We start from the raw sequence: 23537 nt of genomic DNA, 5'->3' as shown, positions 1-23537 counted from the left end.
CCTGCATTATTCCAATGATAACTTTTTACACTGACCTACTTAATTATTTTAGCCAATTATGATTATAGCTTTACATTATTTTTACATATCAAGAAACATAATGAAGATTCGGTAATAATTATTTTTTCATTTAGCAAATTGTTATAAAAAACGATAAAGTCTTTTCAGTGTTGTATTTAGTCTATCTAAGTACGTAAAAAAATATTTGCCAAAAAAAGGTAAAGTCGCAAATCAAATGCTTTTGTTTGACTGGATCTTAACAATGTAATAGTGGATTTTTTGATTTTAATCTTATTTAAAAGTTTTAATTAGAGAGTTACGAATAAAAATATGGGAATTATTATGTTAAGTAGAAATCGATTAGCTAGAGCTTGAAATACAAGTTCGGCTTTGCCATTGCCATTCACGCAGCGTCCCGCTCTTAAAGCAAGGTAGGCTTTACGTGTATAAATTTAGACTTTTATATTGCTAGCGTTAATATGCAGCATTACATATAATAAATAATTTGTTATAAACACACCATACATATTAATAAACAAATTAAAAAAATGCTATTTCCTGATGGAGTTGATATATAGAAAATGCAGATAAATAGCCAGACTTCAGAATATAAACAAAATATTCCGTTAGATACCTTAAGTCAGATCATTGGCACTCAAGTTTTACAGGAATGGAATGAAACCCAAGCAGTTCATCATCACGATCTGTGCATCCATCAAATGTTTGAGATGCAAGTAGAGCGATCGCCCCAAGCCATTGCTGTAGTATTTGAAAATACACAACTTACCTATCGGCAGTTAAACCACCGGGCCAATCAACTAGCGCACTACCTACGTGCTTTAGGGGTTGGGCCTGAAGTACTTGTAGGCATTTGCCTAGAGCGCTCCTTGGAGATGATTGTAGGACTGCTGGGAATTCTTAAAGCTGGAGGTGCTTATGTACCTTTAGACCCGGCATATCCTTCAGAGCGTTTAGCCTTCATTTTGGAAGACACGCAGACACCAGTATTGTTAACCCAAGAAAAATTTGTCAAGAATTTACCACCGCATCAAGCACAAGTAATTTGTCTGGACTCAAACTGGCAAGGGAATATCCGAAACAGTCAAGAAAATCCTGTAAATGAGACAACGGCTGATCATCTCATCTACGTAATCTACACATCAGGGTCTACAGGACAGCCCAAGGGTGTAATGATCCCTCATCGGGGGATTTGCAATCAACTCTACTGGAAGCAAACAACTTTTGGATTAACTCAGGCTGACAAAGTTTTACTGACTATTTCTTTTAGCTTCGACCCTTCAGTATGGCAGATATTCTGGCCATTGTGCTTCGGAGGGCAATTGATCATGGCTCGCCCTGGTGGACATCAAGATACTGCCTACCTTGTGAAGGTGATTACTGAGCAACAAATCACAGTCCTGGCCTTAGTCCCTTCTATACTGCGTGTCTTATTGGAAGAGAAGGGAATTGAGAATTGCCGATTCATCAGGCATATTACCTGCGGTGGTGAAGCTTTACCTAGCGAACTCATAGAACGCTTTTTTGCTCAACTGAATTTGGACAATGTTCTCCATAATTGCTATGGTCCGACAGAAGCTTCCATTGATACCACTTTCTGGACTTGCCAGCGCGGCACTAATTATGCGATTGCTCCCATTGGTCGCCCGATTACTAATGCAGAGATTCACATCCTCGATGAAAATTTGCAGCCTGTGCCTTTTGGTGAATCAGGTGAACTGCACATTGGCGGTATTGGTCTAGCGCGAGCCTATCTTAATCGTCCAGAATTGACCATAGATAAGTTCATTTTCGACCCTTTTAGTTCTAAAAGAGGGGCATATCTTTACAAAACTGGGGATTTAGCACGTTATTTGAGCGATGGTAACATCGAGTTCCTTGGTCGTATTGACCACCAAGTGAAAATACGTGGCTTCCGAATTGAATTAGGAGAAATTGAAACCATATTAGTTCAACATCCAGCACTGACACAGACTCTAGTCATAGCTAGAGAGGATGTTCCTGGTGACAAGCAACTCGTGGCATATGTTGTTGCCAGTCCAGAGCAAATCCCTAGCCAGTCTGAATTGCGTCGCTTTTTGGAAACTCGGCTACCTGAATACATGGTGCCTAGTTTCTTTGTATTTTTGGACACCCTACCATTAAATCCCAACGGTAAAATAGACCGCCACGCCTTGCCTGCACCGGATACATTTACTTTTAGGCTCTCAACTAACTTTGTTCCACCTGAGAATTCGACAGAAGAAGTTTTAGCTACCATCTGGGCGAAAGTTTTGCGTCTGGAACAAGTAGGCATCCACGACAATTTTTTTGAATTGGGAGGTCATTCACTGCTGGCTACTCAAGTGATGTCTCGGGTTCGCCAAGCCTTTCGGATAGAAATACCGTTGCAAATCTTATTTGAGAATCCAACGATCGCTACTTTAGCTCAAGCGATCGCCCAAAATGAGAGTCAAGAAAATGATCCCCAAAATCAAACTATTCCCCAAATAGCCAAGCGGGAGTCAGCCCCTTTATCCTTTGCCCAGCAGCGAGTGTGGTTTTTGCAACAGTTGCAACCCAACAGCCGAGCATATATCCTCTCGAATGCACAGCGCTTAATGGGCAAGTTAAATGCCCGTGTCTTACAACAGTCACTAGATGCGATCATTGTCCATCACCAGACACTGCGAACAAACTTTATTAAATCACTTGATGGTAGCCCCATACAAGTAATTGGCACGCCTCGGCCAGTGGAATTCAAAATAATTAAGGTAGCACCGGAGCAAGTGGAATGTCTCCTAAATCAAGAGGCGCAACGCCCTTTCAACTTAGAATCTGACTTGATGCTCAGAGCTACTTTGCTCCAGGTAGATGAACAGGAGCATATACTCTTATTGGTTATGCACCACATCGCCTCAGATGGTTGGTCAATAGGCATTATCGAGCAGCAGTTAGCAGACGTTTATCAAGCCTTTTTGAGCGATAAGCCTTCCCCTTTGGCAAAATTGCCCATTCAGTATGCAGATTTTGCTGTGTGGCAGCACCAATGGCTATCAGGTGAAATACTCTCTAGCCAAATTAATTATTGGAAAACTCAGTTAGCAGGTGCTAATACTGTATTAGAATTACCAACCGACCGACCACGCCCACCAGTCCAAACTTACCAGGGAGCAGTGCAATCCCTGATCTTACCCCAGAAGCTGAGTGCATCCCTAAAAGAACTCTCGCATCAGCAGGGTGTCACCCTATTCATGACATTGCTGGCGGCTTTTGGGATAATATTGCACCGCTACACTGGGCAAGAAGACATTCTCATCGGTTCTCCTATTGCTGGTCGTAACCAAGTTGAAACCGAAGGGTTGATTGGGTTCTTTGTCAATACCCTAGCTATACGCACTAACCTTTCAGGCAACCCAAGTTTCCAACAGTTACTTAGTCAAGTTCGAGAAGTAACACTAGGAGCTTATGCCCACCAAGACCTGCCCTTCGAGAAGCTAGTAGAAGAACTACAGCCAGAACGAGATTTGAGCCACTCGCCGTTGTTTCAGGTAATGTTTGCCTTCCACAATACTCCAAGCGAACTCTGGGAGCTTCCGGGATTGACCATTACCCCTCTAGAAGTCCATAATGATACCGCAAAGTTCGAGCTTACCCTCGATATTAAAGAAACTTCAGAGGGGATCAAAGGTGGAATTGAATACAACACAGACTTATTCGATGCTACAACGATCGCTCGAATGCTGGGGCATTTCCAAACTTTACTTGAAGGTATCGTCGCCAACCCAGAACAGCATATTTCAAATTTACCTCTGTTAACAGCAGCCGAACAGCATCAGCTACTAATAGAGTGGAATAATACTCAAACTGACTACCCCAAAAATACCTGCATCCATCAGTTATTTGAAGCTCAAACCGAAAGAACTCCCAACGCGATTGCTGTTATCTTTGGGAACCAGCAACTAACTTACCAGCAACTCAATCACCGTGCTAATCAGCTAGCGCATTACTTGATATCACTGGGGGTCAAACCAGAGATGTCGGTGGGGATTTGTGTGGAGCGATCGCTAAATCTAATAGTTGGAATTTTAGGTATCCTGAAAGCAGGTGCAGCCTACGTCCCCCTAGACCCGGCCTATCCCCAAGAGCGCTTGGCGTTCATGTTGCAAGACTCGCAAATTTCCATTTTATTAACCCAGCAAGATTTATTAAAAACTCTTCCATCCCATCAAGCCGAAATTATCTGTTTAGATAGCGACAGGGATTGCATCGCTGCACATCAGCAAAATTCGCCACAAAGGTACATTGATCCCGATAATTTAATTTACACAATTTATACTTCTGGCTCCACAGGAAAACCCAAAGGTGTACAAATTACCCATCGCAGCGTCCTCAACTTCCTCACGGGGATGCAACAGCACCTACAATTAACCAACCTTGATAGTCTGTTGTCAGTTACTTCCCTATCTTTTGATATTGCGGTTTTAGAAATTTTTCTTCCCCTAACACTAGGAGCCAAGGTAATTTTAGTCAGTCGGGAAGTTACTGCCGACGGTTTACAGTTATTACAACAACTCAATAACTCTGCTGCAACTGTTATGCAAGCCACTCCTGTGACTTGGCAAATGTTACTAGAAGCGGGATGGAAAGGAAATGCCCAACTGAAAATTCTCTGTGGTGGTGAAGCCTTACCTGAAAATTTAGCTAACCACTTACGTCAAAGAGGTGCTGAAGTTTGGAACTTATACGGACCGACAGAAACAACTGTTTGGTCTACAATTCATCGAATTGAGCAGGAAGAAGCTTTAGTGAGCATTGGCCGTCCTATAGCCAACACCCAGATTTACATTTTAGATAAATATTTGCAACCCGTCCCTGTGGGTGTTCCAGGACAACTATATATTGGTGGTGCAGGGTTATCACGGGGTTATTTGCATCAGCCTAAATTAACAACAGAAAAATTTATTCCTAATCCATTCAGTTGCGACTTTGAAAGCCGTCTTTACAAAACAGGTGACTTAGCCCGTTACCTAAGTGATGGTAATATCGAATATCTCGGTCGCCTTGATCATCAAGTAAAAATTCGTGGTTTCCGCATCGAACTTGGAGAAATTGAAGCTTTATTAGCACAACACCCCAATATACAGCAAACTGTCGTCACAGCTAGAGTTGATAATCCAGAAAACCAGCGACTAGTCGCCTACATCGTTCCTCACCCAGAACAGACACCAACCACAGACGAACTACGCCATTTCCTCAAACAGAAACTGCCAGAATATATGGTGCCTAGTGCTTTCGTTTTACTAGACACCTTACCCCTAACCCCCAACGGCAAAATCGACCGCCGCGCTTTACCAGCACCAGACTCAACAAGGCTTGATTCAGAAAACACCTATCTGGCTCCCCGTGATGAATTAGAATTCCAACTGACCAAAATTTGGGAACAAGTTCTGGGCATTCAGCCTATCGGTGTCAGGGACAACTTCTTTGAGCTAGGAGGACACTCCATATTAGCAGTAAAACTGTTTTGGCAAATTGAAAAGACATTTAGTAAAAATCTGCCTCTTGCCATTCTGTTCCAGTCAGGTACTGTAGAGGCTCTAGCCCAAATAATCTCCCAACAAGAAAAAGATATAGCAAGAAACTTGGCTTTAGTAAATATCTTAGACCAATCAAAATCTACCTGGTCATCCCTGGTAGAAATTCAACCCAATGGTTCAAAACCACCTTTTTTCTGTATTCACGGACTAGGTGGAGAAGTCTTGTCTTTCCGTGAATTGGCGCTGCATCTGGGATCAGATCAACCATTCTACGCACTACAGCCACAAGGGCTAGATGGAAAACAGCCTTTGCATACGCGGATTGAAGACATGGCAACTCACTACATTCAAGAAATCCAGACGCTTCAGCCCAATGGCCCTTATTTTCTGGGAGGTTATTCTTTTGGGGGTATAGTTGCTTTCGAGATGGCTCAACAACTCCAAAAGCAAGGTGAACAAGTTGGTATTTTAGTTATGGTTGATAGTTGTCGTCCAGGTTATAGCTGGCGGACGTCATTTCTGAAGCGAGTTTTTTTGCATTTAAATAAAATTGTTCAACAAGGATCTACCTACCTTTGGCAAATGGCTGTGAGATGGAGTTATTGGCGTAAGCGCCGTCTGAAAAATAGATATAATCGTTACTTGCAAGAGGTAGTTCATTTACCTGAAACTGACAAGCACTTAAAAATTATAGATGCTAACACTCAAGCCATCAGTGAATATATCTTTTCACCTTACGTTGGTGAAGCTATCCTCTTGCGAACAGAGGATGAAAGTCGGGACGAAGCTATAGGCACAGAATACGATCCTCAATTCGGCTGGGGCGACGTAGTTGCTGGAGAATTAGATGTCCATTACGTTCCCGGATCTCATCATGGGCTACTTAATGAGCCGCAGGTACAAGTGTTAGCCGAAACATTGAGAAATTGCTTAATCCAAGCGCAGTCTCCAAAAAATTAATTTGACAACCTGCTACCTTCGCAAAAGAAGTCAACTGTCCGATAAACAATTCATAATTATTTGTTGATTCCTGGAAGAGTTGCTCAGTCTATAGGAGTAATTTTAGCGGTGATTAGAACACTCGCTCAAATCCCGTGGAAAATCTCCTCGCTACTTCTGACGGATTTAATAATCTGATAAATCTTGCTAAGATCACAGATTGAACAGAGGTAATTATTGTCGCACAGTAGGCTTGAATGACTATCGTTTTTAGATTTTAAGTTGGTAAAAAATCCACAATTCACTGATGCTATATAGACGATTTGGACGCACAGAATTACAGATGCCAGTGTTTTCCTGCGGTGGCATGAGATATCAGTTTAAATGGGAGGATGTTCCCAATAATGAAATTCCTGCTGATAACCAGGCGAATCTAGAAGCGACTATTAGAAGGGCAGTTGAGGTTGGGATTAATCATATTGAAACTGCCCGTGGTTATGGCAGTTCCGAAATGCAATTGGGGAGAATATTGCCCCAGTTTCCCCGCGAAAAGTTGATTGTTCAGACCAAAGTCAACCCAGGGGCAGATGCGAAAGAATTCCGTAATAAATTTGAACAATCATTGAAAAATCTCCAACTAGATTATGTTGACCTTTTAGGCTTGCACGGCATCAACCATCCTGAGTCATTCGACTACAGTATCCCTCCTGGTGGCTGTTTGGAAGTAGCGCAGCAATTGCAAGCTGAGGGAAAAGTTAGATTTATTGGCTTTTCTACACATGGCTCAACAGATATGATTGTGCAGACAATTAATACCAATAAATTTGATTACGTGAACCTGCACTGGTACTACATTAATCAATGGAATTGGGAGGCAATTGAAGCAGCTAAACGCCACGATATGGGGGTGTTTATTATTAGCCCATCTGATAAAGGAGGTTTGTTATATAAACCTCCACAGAAGTTAGTAAATCTTTGCGCCCCTTTGAGTCCAATGGTGTTTAATGATTTGTTTTGTTTGAGTCATCAAGAGGTGCATACCCTGAGTTTAGGAGCAGCAAAACCAGAAGATTTTGATGAACACCTGAAAACTTTAGAATTAGTAGACCGGGCATGGTCAATTTTGCCACCAATTTTAGCAAGGTTGGAATCAGAAGCGATCGCTACTTTGGGAGAAGATTGGGTAAAATCCTGGCAGACAAATCTACCAACCTTTGACCAAACCCCTGGTGAGGTAAACATTTGGGTGATTTTGTGGCTGCGGAATCTAGCGATCGCCTACGATCTGGTAGAGTACGCTAAAATGCGCTACAACCTGCTTGGCAATGCCAGCCACTGGTTTCCTGGCAACAAAGCTGATCGGTTAGAGGAATTAGACTTGCGGCAATGTCTCGCCCGCAATCCCCACGCCGATAAAATCCCCCAAGTTTTGGAACAAGCCCATCAGTTGTTAGCGGGTGAAGCTGTCAAACGTCTATCTAAGACTTGACAAATTGCATAAATAGGGCATTGGGCATGGGAAATAGTAAACAATAATTATTAATGCCCGATCCCCAATGCCCGATCCCCAATGCCCAACACTAATCAGATTTTGTCGTATCCAATGATTTATTTCCTTTCGGTACGACTAGCACCTTATCAACGCGGTTACCATCCATATCCATCACTTCAATTCGCATACTTTGCCATTCAAAATAATCTGCTGCGGCAGGAATACGACCTAAATTGGTGATCACAAAACCGCCTAAGGTTTGATAACTGCCGCGTTCCTCAGATTGCCACTCTTCCATACCGAAAAGTTCCAAAAAATCCTCTACAGGCAACATCCCATCCAAAAGCCAGGAACCATCTTCGCGTTGCACAGCTTGTGGTTGATCCTGCCCATCTGTTGAAGGAACATCACCCACGATTTCGCTCATGATATCGTTGAGAGTGACTAATCCTTGAATCACGCCGTATTCATCGACTACTAGCGCCATATGAGTGATAGTTTGCTTGAACAATTCCAAAACTTTCAAACCACGGGTGCTTTCTGGCACGAATACTGGCTGTCGCAATCCCACCGTCAAGTCTAGCGGTTCTCCTCGGAAACTCCTGGCTAATAAGTCGGTAACTGGGATAACACCCAGCACATTGTCAAGTCCCTCCTGACAAACTGGATACCGAGAATAGGCACTATCAACCATTTTTTGGCGATTTTCTTCGGCAGTGTCCTCTAAGTCCAGCCAGACAATATCGGGACGGGGTGTCATTAAGTAGCTGACAGGGCGATCGCCTAAACGAAAAACTCGCTCCACCATATCCTGTTCGGCTTCCTCAAAGGTTCCCGCCTCGGTGCCTTGCTCAATTAAGATTTTAATTTCTTCTTCGGTGACTTGCGGCTCGGTAGAAGCTGTAATTCCTAGCACTCGCAGGATCAAATCTGTAGAAGCACTTAAGAGATAGACTACTGGAGAAGCGATCGCCGCCAAAGCTTGCATCGGAATAGCTACAATCGATGCAATCCTTTCTGGGTTATTTAATGCCAGACGCTTCGGTACCAATTCGCCAACAATGAGTGAAAAATAGGTAATGATCAAAACCACTATTCCGAAAGAAAGCGGGTCACTATAAGGTGCTAATAAGGGGACACGTTTTATATAGACTGCCACTCGGTTGGCAATTGTTGCTCCTCCAAAAGCACCAGTCAGGATACCGATTAGGGAAATACCCACTTGAACGGTTGACAAGAAATGATTTGGAGACTCAGCTAGTTTTAATGCTGCCTTTGCCTTGGGATCTCCTTGATTGGCAAGCTGTTGTAGTCTAACTTTCCGGGCTGAGACAATTGCCATCTCAGACATAGAAAACACGCCGTTGGCAATAATTAGCACCAAAATGATTAAAATTTCAAAAGTTGTGGAGGACATGTTTAAAATTGCCGCTTATCAGAGCGAACCTAGCTCAATTTTTAGTATCTAGTATTAAAGGTGCATCTATAAATGCTTTAACTGTACACAAAGTAGTAGTTATAGTTCTTAAGTCTATTAGTCGCTGTGCATTATTCTTCCACCGAAAGAATAAGAAGACTGTTAACACTTTTAAAATAGTTGACATAAACTGCTTCAAGATTTTCTGACCCACAAAGACTCCCACCGCAAGTAGTACTTATGTCATTTTCTTCTATTGTGCGTGCCTTAGCGCGATCGCCGCTCACCACTGAATTTATTTCTAAGCTAAACCGACAACAAGAATTGCGGTTAAATGGCATTCCCAGGCTGCCCAAGGCTCTGGTAGCTTCGGCATTAGCGCGGGCTACGGGCAAGGATTTGTTTGTGGTTTGTGCCACTCTGGAAGAAGCTGGACGCGTTTACGCGCAACTTGAGGCAATGGGATGGCAAACAGTACATTTTTACCCCACCTCCGAGGCTTCTCCCTACGAACCTTTTGACCCGGAAACTGAAATGAGTTGGGGACAAATGCAGGTACTGGCAGATTTGAGTATGGGGCATGGGGAAGAAAATCAGATTCCCAATCCCTCACAATTACCCAAGATGGCGATTGTGGCTACCCAAGGAGCGTTGCAACCCCACTTACCACCACCAGCAGTTTTTCAACAATTCTGTCTTACCTTGAAGCGGGGGATGGAATTAGACTTGAATAACTTCAGTGAGAAAATAACCATTCTGGGGTACGAACGAGTCCCTCTGGTGGAAACGGAAGGACAGTGGAGCCGGCGGGGCGATATTGTTGATGTGTTCCCAGTTTCATCTGAGTTTCCAGTCCGGCTGGAATGGTTTGGCGATGAAATCGAGCAAATGCGGGAATTTGACCCAGCAACTCAACGTTCCGCCCTAGACAAAGTTAACCAGTTAATTCTTACCCCCACTAGCTTTTCTCCCGTGGTGATGGCGGCACTCAAGAATACTTCTGAGTTAGGAGTTAGGAGTTATGAGTTAAATTCTGACTCAGAACTTAGCACTCAGAACTCATCACTCTTAGAGGGTAGTCGTCGCTTTTTGGGGTTAGCTTTCGAGCAACCAGCATCTCTGCTAAACTACTTAGCGGAAAATACCCTGATTGCCATTGATGAGCCAGAACAGTGTCATGCTCATAGCGATCGCTGGGTGGAAAATGCTGAGGAACAGTGGATAATGGCGCATGGGGAATCTACTCCCCTAACATTGCCGAAAATTCATCGGTCTTTTGATCAGTGTCTGGCTGACGTTGCCAAATTTAAAACATTATATTTATCGGAACTGTCAGAGGAAAATAGTGGGATCAATCTTGCCTGCCGACCTGTTCCAGTCACGCCGCACCAGTTTGCTAAACTAGCTGAAACAATCCGTCAAGAACGCGATCGCAATTTCTCTATCTGGCTGCTTTCTGCTCAACCTTCGCGTTCTGTCTCGCTTTTGCAAGAACATGACTGTCCGGCTCAGTTTATCCCGAATCCCCGCGACTACCAAGCGATAGATAAGCTCCAAATTAACCATACTCCCATAGCCCTAAAATATTCTGGTCTTGCCGAACTAGAAGGTTTTATCCTGCCTACATACCGATTAGTAATCGTTACAGATCGGGAATTTTTTGGGCAACATTCCTTGGCAACTCCCGGCTATATCCGCAAGCGCCACAAAGCTACTTCTAAACAAGTTGATCCCAATAAGCTGCGTCCAGGCGATTATGTGGTTCACAGAAATCATGGTGTTGGCAAATTTGTCAAGCTGGAAAGTTTGACGATTAATAACGAAACCCGTGATTATTTAGTCGTGCAATATGCTGACGGGTTACTCAGAGTCGCAGCCGATCAAGTAGGTGCTCTATCCCGGTTCCGCGCCGCAGGTGATAAAGCACCGGAACTCAACCGGATGACTGGTAAAGCTTGGGAAAATACCAAGAATAAAGTCCGCAAAGCAATCAAAAAATTGGCGGTGGACTTGTTGAAACTGTATGCAGCGCGATCGCAACAACAAGGTTTTAGCTTCCCTGGCGATATGCCTTGGCAGGAAGAATTAGAAGATTCCTTCCCCTACCAACCCACAACGGATCAGCTCAAAGCTGTCCAAGATGTGAAACGAGACATGGAAAGCGATCGCCCAATGGATCGCTTAGTTTGTGGCGATGTCGGTTTCGGGAAAACGGAAGTGGCGATTCGTGCTATTTTCAAAGCAGTCATCGCCGGTAAACAAGTGGCACTCCTTGCGCCAACGACTATTTTAACACAGCAGCATTACCATACACTCAAAGAACGTTTTGCTCCCTACCCGGTAAATGTTGGCTTACTCAACCGCTTTCGTTCCGCTGAAGAACGCCGCGATATTCAAAAGCGATTGGCAACAGGCGAATTAGATGTAGTAATTGGTACGCACCAACTTTTAGGTAAAGGCGTGATATTTCGGGATTTAGGACTGTTGGTAGTGGATGAAGAACAGCGGTTTGGGGTGAACCAAAAAGAGAAAATTAAAAGCTTGAAAACTCAGGTGGACGTGCTTACCCTCTCAGCCACTCCCATTCCCCGGACATTGTATATGTCCTTGTCGGGAATTCGGGAAATGAGTTTGATAACTACACCACCGCCAACTAGACGAGCAATTAAAACCCATCTGTCACCGATTAATTCCGAAAGTATCCGCAGTGCAATTCGTCAAGAATTAGACAGAGGCGGACAGGTGTTTTATGTAGTTCCACGAGTGGACGGAATTGAAGAGACAACAGCCAATTTACGAGAAGTGATACCGGGGGGTAGGTTTGCGATCGCTCACGGTCAAATGGATGAAAGCGAGTTAGAATCAACCATGCTCACCTTTAGTAATGGCGATGCAGACATCCTCGTTTGTACGACAATTATTGAATCTGGCTTAGATATTCCGCGAGTAAATACAATTTTGATTGAAGATGCTCATCGCTTTGGATTGGCACAGTTGTATCAATTACGCGGTCGTGTGGGACGTGCAGGTATCCAAGCTCATGCTTGGTTATTTTATCCGAAGCAGCGGACATTATCTGATGCGGCCCGGCAACGATTACGAGCAATTCAGGAATTTACTCAGCTAGGTTCTGGGTATCAACTGGCGATGCGCGATATGGAAATCAGGGGTGTAGGTAACTTGCTAGGTGCAGAACAATCCGGCCAAATGGATGCCATCGGTTTTGATTTATATATGGAAATGCTGGAAGAAGCAATTCGAGAAATCCGAGGCCAAGAAATTCCGAAAGTGGAGGATACGCAGATTGATCTCAACCTCACAGCATTTATCCCAGCAGATTACATTACCGATTTGGATCAAAAGATGAGTGCATACCGGGCGGTGGCGACAGCGAAATCTAAATCAGAATTAAAGCAGATTGCTGCTGAGTGGAGCGATCGCTATGGTAGTTTACCAGTCTCTGCAAATCAACTTTTGCGAGTCATGGAACTCAAACAGCTAGCGAAAAAACTTGGATTTAGCCGGATTAAACCAGAAAACAAGCAGCACGTCGTTTTAGAAACGCCAATGGAGGAACCAGCTTGGAATTTGTTGGCGGCGAATTTACCAGAAAATCTCAAGACGCGCTTTGTGTTTTCTCCTGGTAAAGTGACGGTGCGCGGATTAGGAGTTTTTAAAGCAGATCAACAATTGCAGAATTTGATTGATGCTTTCGGGAGAATGCAGGGTGCAATTCCAGAGGCGGCTGTTGTTTGATCGGTAGAAAAAGATTAGTCATCAAGTGAAAACCTATGCCATTTTGAGCAGGTGGGAATTCCAAACCCAGCCCTTTGAGACTAGTTAGTAGAATTAAAGGAAATACCAACCCAACTTCAACTCATGATAAAAACTATCGAAGGCATTTATCAGGATGGGGAAATTCACCTCACCCAGCTACCGCAAGATGTTAGCGATCGCTCTCAAGTCCTTGTCACCTTTCTAGATCCTGGCAAAATCGACCCCACCAAATTACGCCAACTGATTGATCAGTTAGAGACAATTGCAGGTATTGGACAAGGTTTCGAGGAACTCAACGCTGGTAAAACTCGCCCCATAGGGGATTTCGCCCAAGAAATGCAGCAAAAGTATGGCATTTCAGGTTGAGATTACCCCAATTGCGGAAACTCAAATTGAGCAAGCTTATCGCTGGTATCGAGAGCGGAATCCTGAATTTGCTGATCGTTGGTTTCGAGGATTGATGAATGCTATTGCTACCCTACAAGAGAAACCCCAACGTTGTGCCTTAGCAATCGAACATGAAATTTTTCCAGAAGAAGTACGCCAACTCCTTTATGGGAAAGCCAAAAACGTATACCGAGTACTTTTTACGGAGGTACTACAGTTGATGTGTTGTATGTGCGCTACAGTGGCCAAGCACCACTGACAGTAGATGACCTAGAAGAGTTTGAAGGTGGAGTTTAGGATTTTAAGGCGATCGCTATGGTAATTTACCAGTATCGACGAATCAACTTTTGCGAGTCATGGAACTTAAACAGCTAGCGAAAAAACTTGGATTTAGTTAGCCGGATTAAGCCAGAGAACAAGCAGCACGTTGTTTTAGAAACGCCGATGGAAGAACCCGCTTGGAATTTACTTGCAGAGAATTTACCAGAAAATCTCAAGACGCGCTTTGTGTATTCTCCAGGTAAAGTTACGGTGCATGGGTTAGGAGTTTTTAAGGCAGATCAACAATTGCAGAATTTGATTGATGCTTTCGCGAGAATGTAGGATGCAATTCCAGAAGTAGCTATTGTTTGATCAGTAGTTTGAACTTATACCTCTTATAACAGTGCAAGGACATAAATAAAGATGAGCAGCTTATCCAGTTAATCTTGCTTTACCTGTAAAAAACATTGTAAGCATAGGTTTCAGCAGTCTTGGTATTTAATTAGTTAGCTAAGGTATAATTAGTAATAGTAATCGGCTAATCTCTGTGGTTTCGCTTAGAAATACAAATTGAGGATTCTCTAAGTATATTCAAATTTACGGCAATCTCATTTCCCTACGCTAGAAATCAAACATGGGTGGTCAAATATTTCATTTTTTACCGGATTTTTTGAATCTGCTAGTAGATACAATTCCAAAACTTTGTAAAAGCAAGAAAGATGTTCTAATCTTTTTTGAAAGTGCAGGAGTTAGCAAAAAAGATTTGGCAGATGTCAGCGAAAAGGTTGATAAAGATACAAACAGTATTAACAAATATGAAATCGCGAGAACGGTCTTAGTTAGGCTTAATAAAGGTAGAGATGATGTACTTCGCTAAAGAAGAGAAATTGTCAAACGAGTTGCTGAATTTGAAGATTTCTCTAGGTGCTGGCCTAATGACCAAATAGCAGCTAGGGGATTAGTTGCTAAGGTGAGAGAGATGATCAATTATAAAGACTCTTTCACCAGAATGCAGCAATATTTTGACTTAAAAGTTGAGGAGGATAATAAAAAACGTCAATCCCAAGAACAAGCAAGAGTGGATGATTTAAAACATAAGAGACAAAAGCGACAGGAACTTAGGTCTGAATTAATAGCGCTTTATCAGGAAACTGATCCTTATAAACGAGGCAAAAAGCTAGAGCCTATATTGAATAGCTTCTTTAAAAGTGAGAATGTTTTGCTTAGAGAATCTTTCACCATAACAGGCGAAAACAGCGAAGGTATAATACAGCAAATTGATGGAGCAATTGAAGTTAACAATCATCTCTACTTAGTCGAGATGAAATGGTGGAAAGAAGCATTAAGTCCCAAAGATGTAGCACAGCATATGATGCGAATATTTTTGAGGAGTGATGCCCGTGGCATTTTCATTTCTGAGTCAGGTTATACTGAAGCAGCGATTATTGATATTAAAAAAGCACTTAGCCAAAAGCTTATCATACTTTTTACTTTGAAAGAACTTGTACTCCTCTTAGAAGGCGATGATAGTTTTGAGTCTCTTTTAAGATCGAAAGTTGAAGCTGTACAGCTTGACGGAAGACTCCTGTATGTTCTTTAAGTATATCTTTATGTAACTTATTTCTGTATTTTACACTTGTTGACTTTCCTCGGTTATGTGCGATCGCCTTGGCCGTAGTTTAGAAAACCCAACACTTGCTTACACTCAAACTCTACTACTTCTGCTATTGAGAGCAATCGCAGAATTACTTAGGTTTGAATCGTAGCAACATTAATTTGAGTAGCCAGAGTTAAGAGCAAACAGTTATGTTTATTAGTATATTCTCACAAACTAGCTCAACAGGTTTATGAAAATTAGAGCAATTATTCATCCAGCAGAAGAAGGCGGCTATTGGGCAGAGGTTCCCGCGCTTCCTGGTTGTATTACCGAAGGAGACACTATAGAAGAGGTAATAGCTAATTTAAAGGATGCTATTGAAGGTTGGCTTGAAGTAGCCAACAGTCGTAATGCAATTGAGTCAACAGATCAAGTTGTCGAAATTGCTGTATGAAATCGATTTCTGGCAAGCAACTTTGTAAGATTGTGGAACAAAAAGGTTGGGTTTTACAAAGAGTTACTGGCAGTCATCATATTTATGAAAACCCTGAAGTAGAAAAAATCCTGTCAATTCCTGTTCACCGCAATCAAGATTTAAAAGTTGGAACCTTGAAAGCCTTGATGAAAATAGCCCAGCTATCTGAAGAAGATTTACTTGAATTGTAAATTACTGCTCTAATTCATCCACTAACTTGCTTGGTTCACCGGGGTAAAAATCATAGTCCACAATCTCTGACAAACTGTAAGGACACTCCACCGGAAAAGTTCGCTTGGGCAAATCTGTTTCTCCAACAGCTAATTCGACACCTTTAAGGTAGGCTTTGCGAAGTGCTTCTTCAAGGTAGGGCTTTAGGCTAGGATTGTCTTCAAGCAGTTCAGCAATATCTAAGCGTTGAATCCGAAGTGTTGCTAACCAGCTACGGCTACGGCGCCCTGACTGGTAGTGCCATTTTAGTAAATGTCCAATCAACACACTCAGACGGTTTCGCAGTTCTTGACGTTGCTGTTTACCCAAAGATTGAATCTCCTCAATCAGATTTTGTAAATCAATCTGACTCCACTGCTGATCACGAAGTAAAGTTGCTTGTTCCTGTGTCCAAGCGTAAAAATCAGTTTCGTAGAGGCTTGGTGAAGGCATTGGTATCTTTGGGTTTGTTTCAGGTACACGCATTAGGTTAGTTGAACCTCAACGTCTTTACCTTTATTGTATAACTGTCTCAAACTCTACTAATTCTACTATTGAGAGCGATCGCTATCGTACTTTACCAGTGTCGGCGAATCAATTTTTGCGAGTCATGGAACTCAAACAGCTAGCGAAAAAACTTGGATTCAGCCGGATTAAACTAGAAAACAAGCAGCACGTCGTCTTAGAAACACCGATGAAAGAACCCGCTTGGAATTTATTGGCGGCTAATTTACCAGAGAATTTCAAGACGTGGTTTGTCTATTCTCCTGGTAAAGTTACAGTGCGCGGTTTAGGAGTTTTTAAAGCAGATCAACAATTGCAGAATTTGATTGATGCTTTCGGGAGAATGCAGAGTGCGATTCCAGAGGCAGCTATTGTTTGATCAGTTTTGCTCAAGTTTCTATAATAGTACCCTCAAGGGTACTATTAGATACATTTTTTAGTTGATATCGTAGCTTTTAAGTACAGCGATGGAAGCAATCTTTCTTTCCTCTAGCTGGCATTAAAAATTACAGGTTCAACAAAAAATGATTATGAATTCACTCAAAAAGTCCATGCGCTTGACCAAGATTTTAGCATTTGCTCTATCATTTCTGGTTTTCTGTTTTTCTACAGAGGCGATCGCAGCGCCAAGCACCCTTGCTACGTTAATTATCACGGAAAAAGCGCCAATTACTGAAGGAAAGTTCAGTATCGACACAACAACAGATCCTTTGCCTGATAAAACAGTTATTCGCTCTGCTAAACTTTTTTTACCGGCTGGTGAAACTGGAACAATTAATAAGATTAAAATTACTGGCCCAAATGGACTTGAATTTGGTTGTCAGGATATTAAGGTGAAGAACGGTGTTGATTTAATTAAAGCCTGTGGTGGCCCTGCTGTTTTAGAAGCTGGAGGAGCAATTACTTATGTAGCTGAAGGAAGTGGTTTTGCACCAAAACTTAACACCAAGCTAAAAGTGGTTTTATCAGATGATTTTTAGACACCAGTTTCAACCATAATTACAGCCACAAGTTTAGTGAATAAGTCGCTCTAACTTTTATTCCAGGCACAAATTAGCCTTATCGGCTTATGCAGTCAGTATTTGTGCTTGGAATACATTTTGCTATGTGAATACATTACTTATGTTAATAATTTATCCCGTAACACATTTCAGTCTTGCCTTGATCGAATGGGTGTTAATAAGCTGGGCGATTCGTTTGCGGCAGCAATCAACCAGCCTCGCAATGATTGTATTGCCTATAGTGCTAGTGAGCATTAGCTATGACAATCTCATTCTTTCAGTAGGAAGTCTAATTGGTGAAGGAGAGCTTTTGAAAACTCTCAGTATGCTACGCTTTCTATTACATTATTTTGTTGTACCGCTATTCATTGTGATTGGTGTCGAACTCGCTCACCGCGCCGGAGCTAGTTGGGCTAATAGAGTAGTGCGGGTTTTATCTTGGCTAATTGCATTCGGACTGACAGCGATAGATGTTGCCACTCACTATTTAGGGTTGGAACTAGTTTCAATAGAGTTTGCGGGAATCCTGCGCTATCATGTTGCCAATTTGAGCGGCCCGCCAATTATCACGATTGTAGTTAATCTATTTGTTCTGCTAATTGGCATTGGTATTTGGTTCCGACTGAAATGGCCGTGGTTATTTTTGGGAACATTGGTTTCCCTTGTTGGTAATGCTTTGCCCTCCTTAGCAGTAGGTACACTTGCTGGTAGTGCATCTGAATTTGTTATGGCTGTAAGTTTGCTCTTAACTGAGGAGTTTTCCCAAAGAACAAGACAAAGTATAAGCATTTATTCGTGAAATAGATGCGATCGCCCTACCCATTCAAGCGAACGCATTGAGCGTCTACTAGAGAGGAAACCAAGCGTAGGCGTAGCCCGTCGCAGACATCGCCCCTCAATAAAGAGAGGAAAAGTTAAGGATGTGTAGTTTACCACCATAGGCATCGCTTATCAAAGTTTACCAATCATGTGCAAGCCTAAAAATAAGCAATTTAACCAAGATAAGGATATTGTGATGGTTTAATTTTCAATAATTCAGCCCAGTATTTTATAGCGTTATGTTTGGTGGTTTCTCTGTCACGCGATTTGTGAACTCTACCTATCTCGATTATAAAAGATGTAAGTTTAATAGCAGTAAGTAAGTTAATCAATCCCACTGCTTTAACATTTTGTAAAAATAAATGTAGCAAGACTTGTAGTTTCTGTCTGTGACGAAAATATATCCACCATTTCATTTGATGTATGGCAATGCTGGTTTGATAACCTAATATGGTTTCTACTTGGGTTAATTTATTTTTAACCTGATGATAAAACTGTATTTCTTTATCAAAATTACCTGCTTCTTGGGCTAAAACAGCATCATCAGATAATTGATAAGCTTCACTAATTAATTTACCTGCCGTTTCTGCCTGCTGTTGAGTATAACCAAGTTTCATATATATGGTAGCTGCTGCTGATGCCAATTGGGCAAACTTTTGGGCATCATGTAACCAATATATTTGTGCTTGTAATTCCCCTAATGTGGCTGCTAAACTTTCATTCATGTTAAATCTAATCTTTTCTCTAAGGTATTGACCACAGCAGTATTTTAGATGTTAAGCGATGCCTGCCGAAAGTGGGCGGGTACACGATCGCAGATTTAGTATATGTTTTCTAGTAGATTATTAGCCAGTTGTGACGTTCGCGCAACGTCTCCAAGAGTTGCGATGACCGAGCGCTTTTTGTTGCCTGAGAAGTTATTCTATAGCGTTGGGTCAACAACTGGCGATTTGTGGCTGTTGCGTTCTGTTGATATCTCAATTTAAGCTGCAAAACAGAAATTTGTTATGCCAAATTGCCAGAACCTTTAAACAGCGATAAAAGCTATGAGCGATCGCTGATCATTCAAGTCAGGAAGCAATGACTGAATTGCTTCATCTCACCGTACCCGTACACCCAATTTTGTATCCCAGTGGAGGGGTTTATCTGCTTTTTGCAGGGGAGATTCCGGTATTTTACCTATAGAAACGCCGTATTTCCAGTTTGGCGGACAGATGGCAATGTAACGTGCATAACCTCCTAAACCACCTTTGAATTTAGGATATCCAATAGAGATCAAGGCGCCTGTTTCTGGCACCTGATCTAGATTTGCAACACCCTCTGCTTGTGTATATCCATTTTTCAACAGCCAAGCTTCTCCTTCCAACGTTGGGGTGCTGTCTGTATCAAGGGGTTCGTGTCCGTGGAAAAGAATTTGACGCTGAAGGTGGAGAAACTGCAAAGCTTCTAGCTTCACCCCAGGAAACTTAGTTCTTGTAGCTAATTCGGGGTTTGGCCATGATGAAGACCAATCAGAGCGAACAAACACAACAGAGCCTTTTGGAATCCTGCCATGTTTGCGTTCCCAATCCTGAATATCTTTGACACTCAAATGGTAATTGGGGTCTTTGGCAACTTTATCCTGGATCGGAATTATTACTAGAGGACGAACGGCAAAAGTAGCTGGCAATTCATCAATAGCTGGATAGTCAGGGTTCCAGTGAGCAGGGGGATCTAGTTGGGTTCCTAGCTGATCGGTGGATAAATCGTAATCAGTTGCTTCAAACCCATCTTTTTGATAGGTGTATGACTCACCTGTTTTTGGGTTGATGGCAGGCGCAAACTTGGATGAACCAAAACCTGACCATACAGGAATTAAAGGAGCGATTGCATGAGTCAAGTCAACATATTTTGCTGATTTGAGTGAGTGCTGATAAACTTGCCACAGAGAAGGCTTACGTAATGGCTGTACAGCGTTGGCAGACATAAAACCAGCACTAAACAGAACTATTAAACAAACAATTCCCCAGAAAGTTTTTTGAAATATTTGACGCCAAAATCTATCTAGTTTCTGCTTCAAATGTGAATGGTTTATCATTTTTTATTACTTTTGAAGGCTCTAATTGTTTTACCACAAATTGCTGCATTGTTTATGCTGTAGATATTTCAAGGTATTTTGTCGTATTTGCAAGGCTGCTATCTCATAAGGCTAATGTTCTAATAGTCATTCCTGTTTTATTGATTCCCTTAACCCTTAGATGTACCCAAATACGTGTATTCGGGAGAATGAAAACCACCGACTTGATCGCCATCATTCCCCCCGACACCCCAGATGATAGACTAAAGACAAACTACCGGAATGTACCGCCCTTCATTCAAGCAAACGCGTTGAGCGTCTGGAAGAGAGGAAAATGGGAGAGCGTCGCACCCACCCCAACCCCCCATGAGTACTAGATTATATCTGTAGTTAGAGTTTTACTATCTATAGTTAGAGTTTTACTAGTTGTAATTGAGCGATTATTCAACCATTTGTATGAGGTAAACAGTAAGTGAATAGATGTACTTTGTTATTCATAACAGCATGAAAAACAAAATACTTATACTTTTACCAAATTTTATTTACCGTGAATATTCATCTAAGTTTTCAGTTGTTGAAGCGAGTATTTATTTTTTTCACGTTAATTGGTTTAGTAACAGCTTGCGAATCAATTCAAGCACAGCAAATAACTGCTCGGCAATCCCAAGTTATTTTTGGTGCTAGTGATGGCGAATTAACTGAGCAAGGTTCTCTGCGTACTTACTATATTTATACACCCAAGTCTTATTCTTCTAGTCGTCCTATGCCATTAGTTTTAGTATTTCATGGGGACGATGGTAGCGGGCGATCAATTAGTAATGTCTCAGGGTTTAATGAATTAGCAGAACAAAAAGGGTTTATTGTAGTTTATCCTGATGGAATTGACCATACATGGAGCTTGAGAAAGAAGGGCAAAAGGAAGATTGATGATATCTCTTTTGTGAAGAATTTAATTAATCACCTACAGCAAGTTAGAAATATTGATAAGCATAGAATCTACGCTACTGGCTTTTCTAAAGGTGGAATATTAACTCAGGCTTTGACTTGTCAACTATCTGATCAGATAGCTGCTTTTGCTTCGGTTGCTGGTTCTCTGCCAATGCGACTTGAACAAACATGCCAACCGCTTCTTCCTGTGTCAATGTTGATGATTAACGGCACAAATGACCAATCTGTACATTATCAGGGCGACGAAAAAACTCAAAAAGGAGCGCTCGTTTCCATTCCGAAAGTAGTAAATTTTTGGCGCGATCATAACCAATGTCCCACCTATGCTGCAAACGATGTAGCATTTGCCCTTGACAATGCTGGCAGTAGTGATAGAGTTAAAACCTATTCCTACTCCGGTTGTAGTGCTGGTTCCGAGGTTTTACAATTGGCTGTAGTTAATGGGGGGCATCTTTGGTACGGTGGTACTTCTAATGATAAAAATATTAACAAGTTTAATAAAAACCTGGGTTTAGACTCAACTCAGATGATTTGGAATTTCTTTGAGCGTCATACTCTACCTCCAGTTCCAAGCAAAAGCATCTCGTAGAGAGGAAAACCTAATTTTCAAACTTCCTCTAAGAGTTGGCGGACAGATACGCCATCGCTCCCTCACAGACAATTACTACAAAAAAAGAGCTTGGTCATCTCATAACCAAGCTCTTAGCTATCTTAATCAATTATTGTCGGTAGAGTCGTCTCATCAGAAGCCATTAGGCAGCAGGTTGCTCTAGATTAACCTTGACAACTTTGTTCTTTTCTTGCTCAGACTTGGGCAGTGTCAAATTCAAGATCCCGTCTTTATAATCTGCGGTGACATTGGTATTTTGAATCCGAGCAGATAGAGGAATTACACGTTGGAATTTACCATAGTAGAATTCGCTCTTGGTAGTGCCATTGTTTTCGGTTTTAGTTTCAGACTTGCGCTCACCGCTAATGTGAACAGCATCTTCAGTGACTTGAATATCTAGGTCTTTAGCTTCTAGTCCTGGCAGTTCTAACTTGAGATGAATCGCATCAGCAGTTTCGTGCAACTCAGCAGCCGGAACTCTGATAAAGCCTTTTTCAATCCGTGCCGAGGGGACTCTGGTATCTCCAAATAAGCCGTTGATGTGACGTTCTAAAGTGTTCAATTCTTGCCAGGGGTTGTAACGAACTAGCATATTAATTTCTCCCTTGTAACAGTAGTAGTTTTTTGCTCAAAACTTTGGATTGACTTCCTTGCTTTGATTACCATAATATTCAAAAGTAACAAGCTGATGAATTCGGTTCTCTCACCTAAGAAATGATGATTACCGCACCAAATTATGCAGTTAAAAAGATTACGGTTTACTCGAATTTATCGGTTCGGTAAACCCGAATAATAACTAGGAATATGAATACATGAGTTTAGATTAAGCCATGACAAAATGACTCAGCAGCACTGAATTAGCAAGCGACACAGCTAAAAATATAAAAACTAAAAGTTAAAGCTGACTTAGCTGGTTCTTTCTTTTGCCTGACAGTACTTTTTTAATAATTAAGTAGCTAATTATAATAATTCATGATTCTCCAGTAGTCCAGCCAGGAGACTTTCCACGGGGTTTGGGTTTAGCAATTGATTGGCTGTCCACCAAGTTCCGCTATGGTTCAGCTTGAATCCCTACCAGTAAATCCGCTTGCAGCGTCACCACGCAAAGGCTTCTTTTAATATGTCCTCAGCCTCATCAACTATTTGCTATTTGGCAGTTGGCAGCATTTAATTGACTTCATGCTTAAGGACTCAGTACTCTCTCCAGCGACTGAGTGCTCTTAAACTTTTGAATTTAGAATTGCTATATCATACAAGAGACAAAAATTAGCTAAACCCCGAAAGCCATGCTTTGTCGTCTCTGCCGTTATGATCACATTTTGTGCTTCATTAAGATGCGTTTGTCTTACCTTTCGTTTTGTGTATTGGGTGCAGGACTTCTGGGCATTCCCAATTCTCAAATAAGCGCTCAGAACCAGATCGCTGTGCCAGCTTTCGACTTCCAAGGTCGATACGGGAGCAACGCGATTTTGTGAGGTGCTGCAACCTGGGACGTATATAGCTTGTT

At 41.9% G+C, this 23537-nt stretch carries 19 protein-coding genes and 1 pseudogene; 14 read left to right on the top strand and 6 right to left on the bottom strand.

From position 1 onward, the window contains the following. The first annotated feature begins 581 nt into the window (after positions 1-581). Together Q0541_RS21575 and Q0541_RS21570 are read left to right on the top strand one after the other, a co-directional pair. Positions 582-6497 carry a non-ribosomal peptide synthetase gene (locus Q0541_RS21575; protein WP_298915020.1) on the top strand — a complete coding sequence of 1972 codons (5916 nt, stop codon included), beginning with the start codon at positions 582-584 and terminating at the stop codon, positions 6495-6497. A gap of 286 nt (positions 6498-6783) precedes the next feature. Further along, a complete protein-coding gene (locus Q0541_RS21570) occupies positions 6784-7965 on the top strand; it encodes an aldo/keto reductase (protein ID WP_298915018.1) in 1182 nt (393 codons plus the stop codon). A 91-nt stretch (positions 7966-8056) separates the two neighbouring features. On the opposite strand, the gene Q0541_RS21565 is transcribed toward Q0541_RS21570, so the two are convergent. Next, positions 8057-9385 carry a hemolysin family protein gene (locus tag Q0541_RS21565; RefSeq protein WP_298915014.1) on the bottom strand — a complete coding sequence of 443 codons (1329 nt, stop codon included), beginning with the start codon at positions 9383-9385 and terminating at the stop codon, positions 8057-8059. A 240-nt stretch (positions 9386-9625) separates the two neighbouring features. On the opposite strand from Q0541_RS21565, the gene mfd reads away from it, so the two are divergent. The 8 genes and pseudogenes from mfd to Q0541_RS21525 all read left to right on the top strand — a co-directional run bounded on the left by mfd (position 9626) and on the right by Q0541_RS21525 (position 16073). Then, a complete protein-coding gene (mfd, locus tag Q0541_RS21560; protein ID WP_298915011.1) occupies positions 9626-13141 on the top strand; it encodes a transcription-repair coupling factor in 3516 nt (1171 codons plus the stop codon). A 123-nt stretch (positions 13142-13264) separates the two neighbouring features. Beyond that, on the top strand, positions 13265-13528 hold the full coding sequence (locus Q0541_RS21555; protein WP_298915008.1) for a hypothetical protein: 264 nt from the start codon (positions 13265-13267) through the stop codon (positions 13526-13528). Continuing rightward, on the top strand, positions 13512-13808 hold the full coding sequence (locus Q0541_RS21550; RefSeq protein WP_366941911.1) for a type II toxin-antitoxin system RelE/ParE family toxin: 297 nt from the start codon (positions 13512-13514) through the stop codon (positions 13806-13808). Before Q0541_RS21555 ends, Q0541_RS21550 begins: the two co-directional genes overlap by 17 nt. Before the next feature lie 49 nt (positions 13809-13857). Continuing rightward, positions 13858-14152, top strand: a pseudogene (locus Q0541_RS21545) (TRCF domain-containing protein); the annotation flags it as partial. A gap of 292 nt (positions 14153-14444) precedes the next feature. Next, complete coding sequence (locus tag Q0541_RS21540; RefSeq protein ID WP_298915005.1) at positions 14445-14687, top strand: hypothetical protein; 243 nt, start codon at positions 14445-14447, stop codon at positions 14685-14687. 102 nt (positions 14688-14789) lie between these two features. Next, the gene (locus Q0541_RS21535) at positions 14790-15410 is read left to right on the top strand and encodes a restriction endonuclease (protein ID WP_298915002.1); all 621 of its coding nucleotides are present in this window, start codon (positions 14790-14792) and stop codon (positions 15408-15410) included. Between the two features lie 247 nt (positions 15411-15657). Next, on the top strand, positions 15658-15861 hold the full coding sequence (locus Q0541_RS21530; protein WP_298914999.1) for a type II toxin-antitoxin system HicB family antitoxin: 204 nt from the start codon (positions 15658-15660) through the stop codon (positions 15859-15861). Continuing rightward, positions 15858-16073 (top strand): type II toxin-antitoxin system HicA family toxin, encoded by a 216-nt coding sequence (locus tag Q0541_RS21525; protein ID WP_298914996.1) that lies wholly within the window; start codon positions 15858-15860, stop codon positions 16071-16073. The genes Q0541_RS21530 and Q0541_RS21525 overlap by 4 nt, the downstream gene beginning before the upstream one ends. Position 16074: 1 nt before the next feature. On the opposite strand, the gene Q0541_RS21520 is transcribed toward Q0541_RS21525, so the two are convergent. Beyond that, positions 16075-16545, bottom strand: a complete 471-nt coding sequence (locus tag Q0541_RS21520; RefSeq protein ID WP_298914994.1) for a DUF29 domain-containing protein — start codon at positions 16543-16545, stop codon at positions 16075-16077. Between Q0541_RS21520 and Q0541_RS21515 the strand changes: the two genes are divergently transcribed. The 3 genes from Q0541_RS21515 to Q0541_RS21505 all read left to right on the top strand — a co-directional run bounded on the left by Q0541_RS21515 (position 16544) and on the right by Q0541_RS21505 (position 18396). Continuing rightward, on the top strand, positions 16544-16975 hold the full coding sequence (locus Q0541_RS21515; RefSeq protein ID WP_366941912.1) for a TRCF domain-containing protein: 432 nt from the start codon (positions 16544-16546) through the stop codon (positions 16973-16975). The genes Q0541_RS21520 and Q0541_RS21515 overlap by 2 nt on opposite strands. Positions 16976-17126: 151 nt before the next feature. Then, positions 17127-17576, top strand: a complete 450-nt coding sequence (locus Q0541_RS21510; RefSeq protein ID WP_298914989.1) for a hypothetical protein — start codon at positions 17127-17129, stop codon at positions 17574-17576. A 142-nt stretch (positions 17577-17718) separates the two neighbouring features. Beyond that, positions 17719-18396 carry a hypothetical protein gene (locus Q0541_RS21505; protein ID WP_298914986.1) on the top strand — a complete coding sequence of 226 codons (678 nt, stop codon included), beginning with the start codon at positions 17719-17721 and terminating at the stop codon, positions 18394-18396. A gap of 193 nt (positions 18397-18589) precedes the next feature. Here the strand turns inward: Q0541_RS21505 and Q0541_RS21500 are convergent, their stop codons facing one another. Both Q0541_RS21500 and Q0541_RS21495 read right to left on the bottom strand, forming a co-directional pair. After that, a complete protein-coding gene (locus Q0541_RS21500) occupies positions 18590-19141 on the bottom strand; it encodes a hypothetical protein (RefSeq protein WP_298914983.1) in 552 nt (183 codons plus the stop codon). A gap of 374 nt (positions 19142-19515) precedes the next feature. Beyond that, positions 19516-20493, bottom strand: coding sequence for a cyclase family protein (locus Q0541_RS21495; RefSeq protein ID WP_298914980.1), 978 nt, complete (start codon positions 20491-20493; stop codon positions 19516-19518). Positions 20494-21019: 526 nt separating this feature from the next. Between Q0541_RS21495 and Q0541_RS21490 the strand changes: the two genes are divergently transcribed. Then, complete coding sequence (locus tag Q0541_RS21490) at positions 21020-22009, top strand: PHB depolymerase family esterase (RefSeq protein WP_298914977.1); 990 nt, start codon at positions 21020-21022, stop codon at positions 22007-22009. Positions 22010-22172: 163 nt separating this feature from the next. Here the strand turns inward: Q0541_RS21490 and Q0541_RS21485 are convergent, their stop codons facing one another. Together Q0541_RS21485 and Q0541_RS21480 are read right to left on the bottom strand one after the other, a co-directional pair. Next, a complete protein-coding gene (locus Q0541_RS21485) occupies positions 22173-22622 on the bottom strand; it encodes an Hsp20/alpha crystallin family protein (RefSeq protein WP_298914974.1) in 450 nt (149 codons plus the stop codon). A 628-nt stretch (positions 22623-23250) separates the two neighbouring features. Continuing rightward, on the bottom strand, positions 23251-23537 hold a 287-nt coding region (locus Q0541_RS21480; protein ID WP_298914969.1), incomplete at its 5' end, for a hypothetical protein.

It is taken from the genome of uncultured Nostoc sp. (assembly GCF_937863485.1).
Classification (GTDB): Bacteria; Cyanobacteriota; Cyanobacteriia; order Cyanobacteriales; family Nostocaceae; genus Nostoc.
Note: the sequence above shows the minus strand (reverse complement) of the source record. Positions and strands in the feature narration are given on the sequence as shown.

What these genes read in the sequence shown, in the direction of transcription:
- Q0541_RS21535 (WP_298915002.1), top strand. Translation starts at nt 14,790, where the DNA reads ATGATCAATTATAAAGACTCTTTCACCAGAATGCAGCAATATTTTGAC.
- Q0541_RS21570 (WP_298915018.1), top strand. Translation starts at nt 6,784, where the DNA reads ATGCTATATAGACGATTTGGACGCACAGAATTACAGATGCCAGTGTTT.
- Q0541_RS21510 (WP_298914989.1), top strand. Translation starts at nt 17,127, where the DNA reads ATGAATTCACTCAAAAAGTCCATGCGCTTGACCAAGATTTTAGCATTT.
- Q0541_RS21520 (WP_298914994.1), bottom strand. Translation starts at nt 16,545, where the DNA reads ATGCCTTCACCAAGCCTCTACGAAACTGATTTTTACGCTTGGACACAG.
- mfd (WP_298915011.1), top strand. Translation starts at nt 9,626, where the DNA reads ATGTCATTTTCTTCTATTGTGCGTGCCTTAGCGCGATCGCCGCTCACC.
- Q0541_RS21575 (WP_298915020.1), top strand. Translation starts at nt 582, where the DNA reads ATGCAGATAAATAGCCAGACTTCAGAATATAAACAAAATATTCCGTTA.
- Q0541_RS21540 (WP_298915005.1), top strand. Translation starts at nt 14,445, where the DNA reads ATGGGTGGTCAAATATTTCATTTTTTACCGGATTTTTTGAATCTGCTA.
- Q0541_RS21500 (WP_298914983.1), bottom strand. Translation starts at nt 19,141, where the DNA reads ATGAATGAAAGTTTAGCAGCCACATTAGGGGAATTACAAGCACAAATA.
- Q0541_RS21550 (WP_366941911.1), top strand. Translation starts at nt 13,512, where the DNA reads ATGGCATTTCAGGTTGAGATTACCCCAATTGCGGAAACTCAAATTGAG.
- Q0541_RS21565 (WP_298915014.1), bottom strand. Translation starts at nt 9,385, where the DNA reads ATGTCCTCCACAACTTTTGAAATTTTAATCATTTTGGTGCTAATTATT.
- Q0541_RS21485 (WP_298914974.1), bottom strand. Translation starts at nt 22,622, where the DNA reads ATGCTAGTTCGTTACAACCCCTGGCAAGAATTGAACACTTTAGAACGT.
- Q0541_RS21530 (WP_298914999.1), top strand. Translation starts at nt 15,658, where the DNA reads ATGAAAATTAGAGCAATTATTCATCCAGCAGAAGAAGGCGGCTATTGG.
- Q0541_RS21505 (WP_298914986.1), top strand. Translation starts at nt 17,719, where the DNA reads ATGTTAATAATTTATCCCGTAACACATTTCAGTCTTGCCTTGATCGAA.
- Q0541_RS21495 (WP_298914980.1), bottom strand. Translation starts at nt 20,493, where the DNA reads ATGATAAACCATTCACATTTGAAGCAGAAACTAGATAGATTTTGGCGT.
- Q0541_RS21525 (WP_298914996.1), top strand. Translation starts at nt 15,858, where the DNA reads ATGAAATCGATTTCTGGCAAGCAACTTTGTAAGATTGTGGAACAAAAA.
- Q0541_RS21555 (WP_298915008.1), top strand. Translation starts at nt 13,265, where the DNA reads ATGATAAAAACTATCGAAGGCATTTATCAGGATGGGGAAATTCACCTC.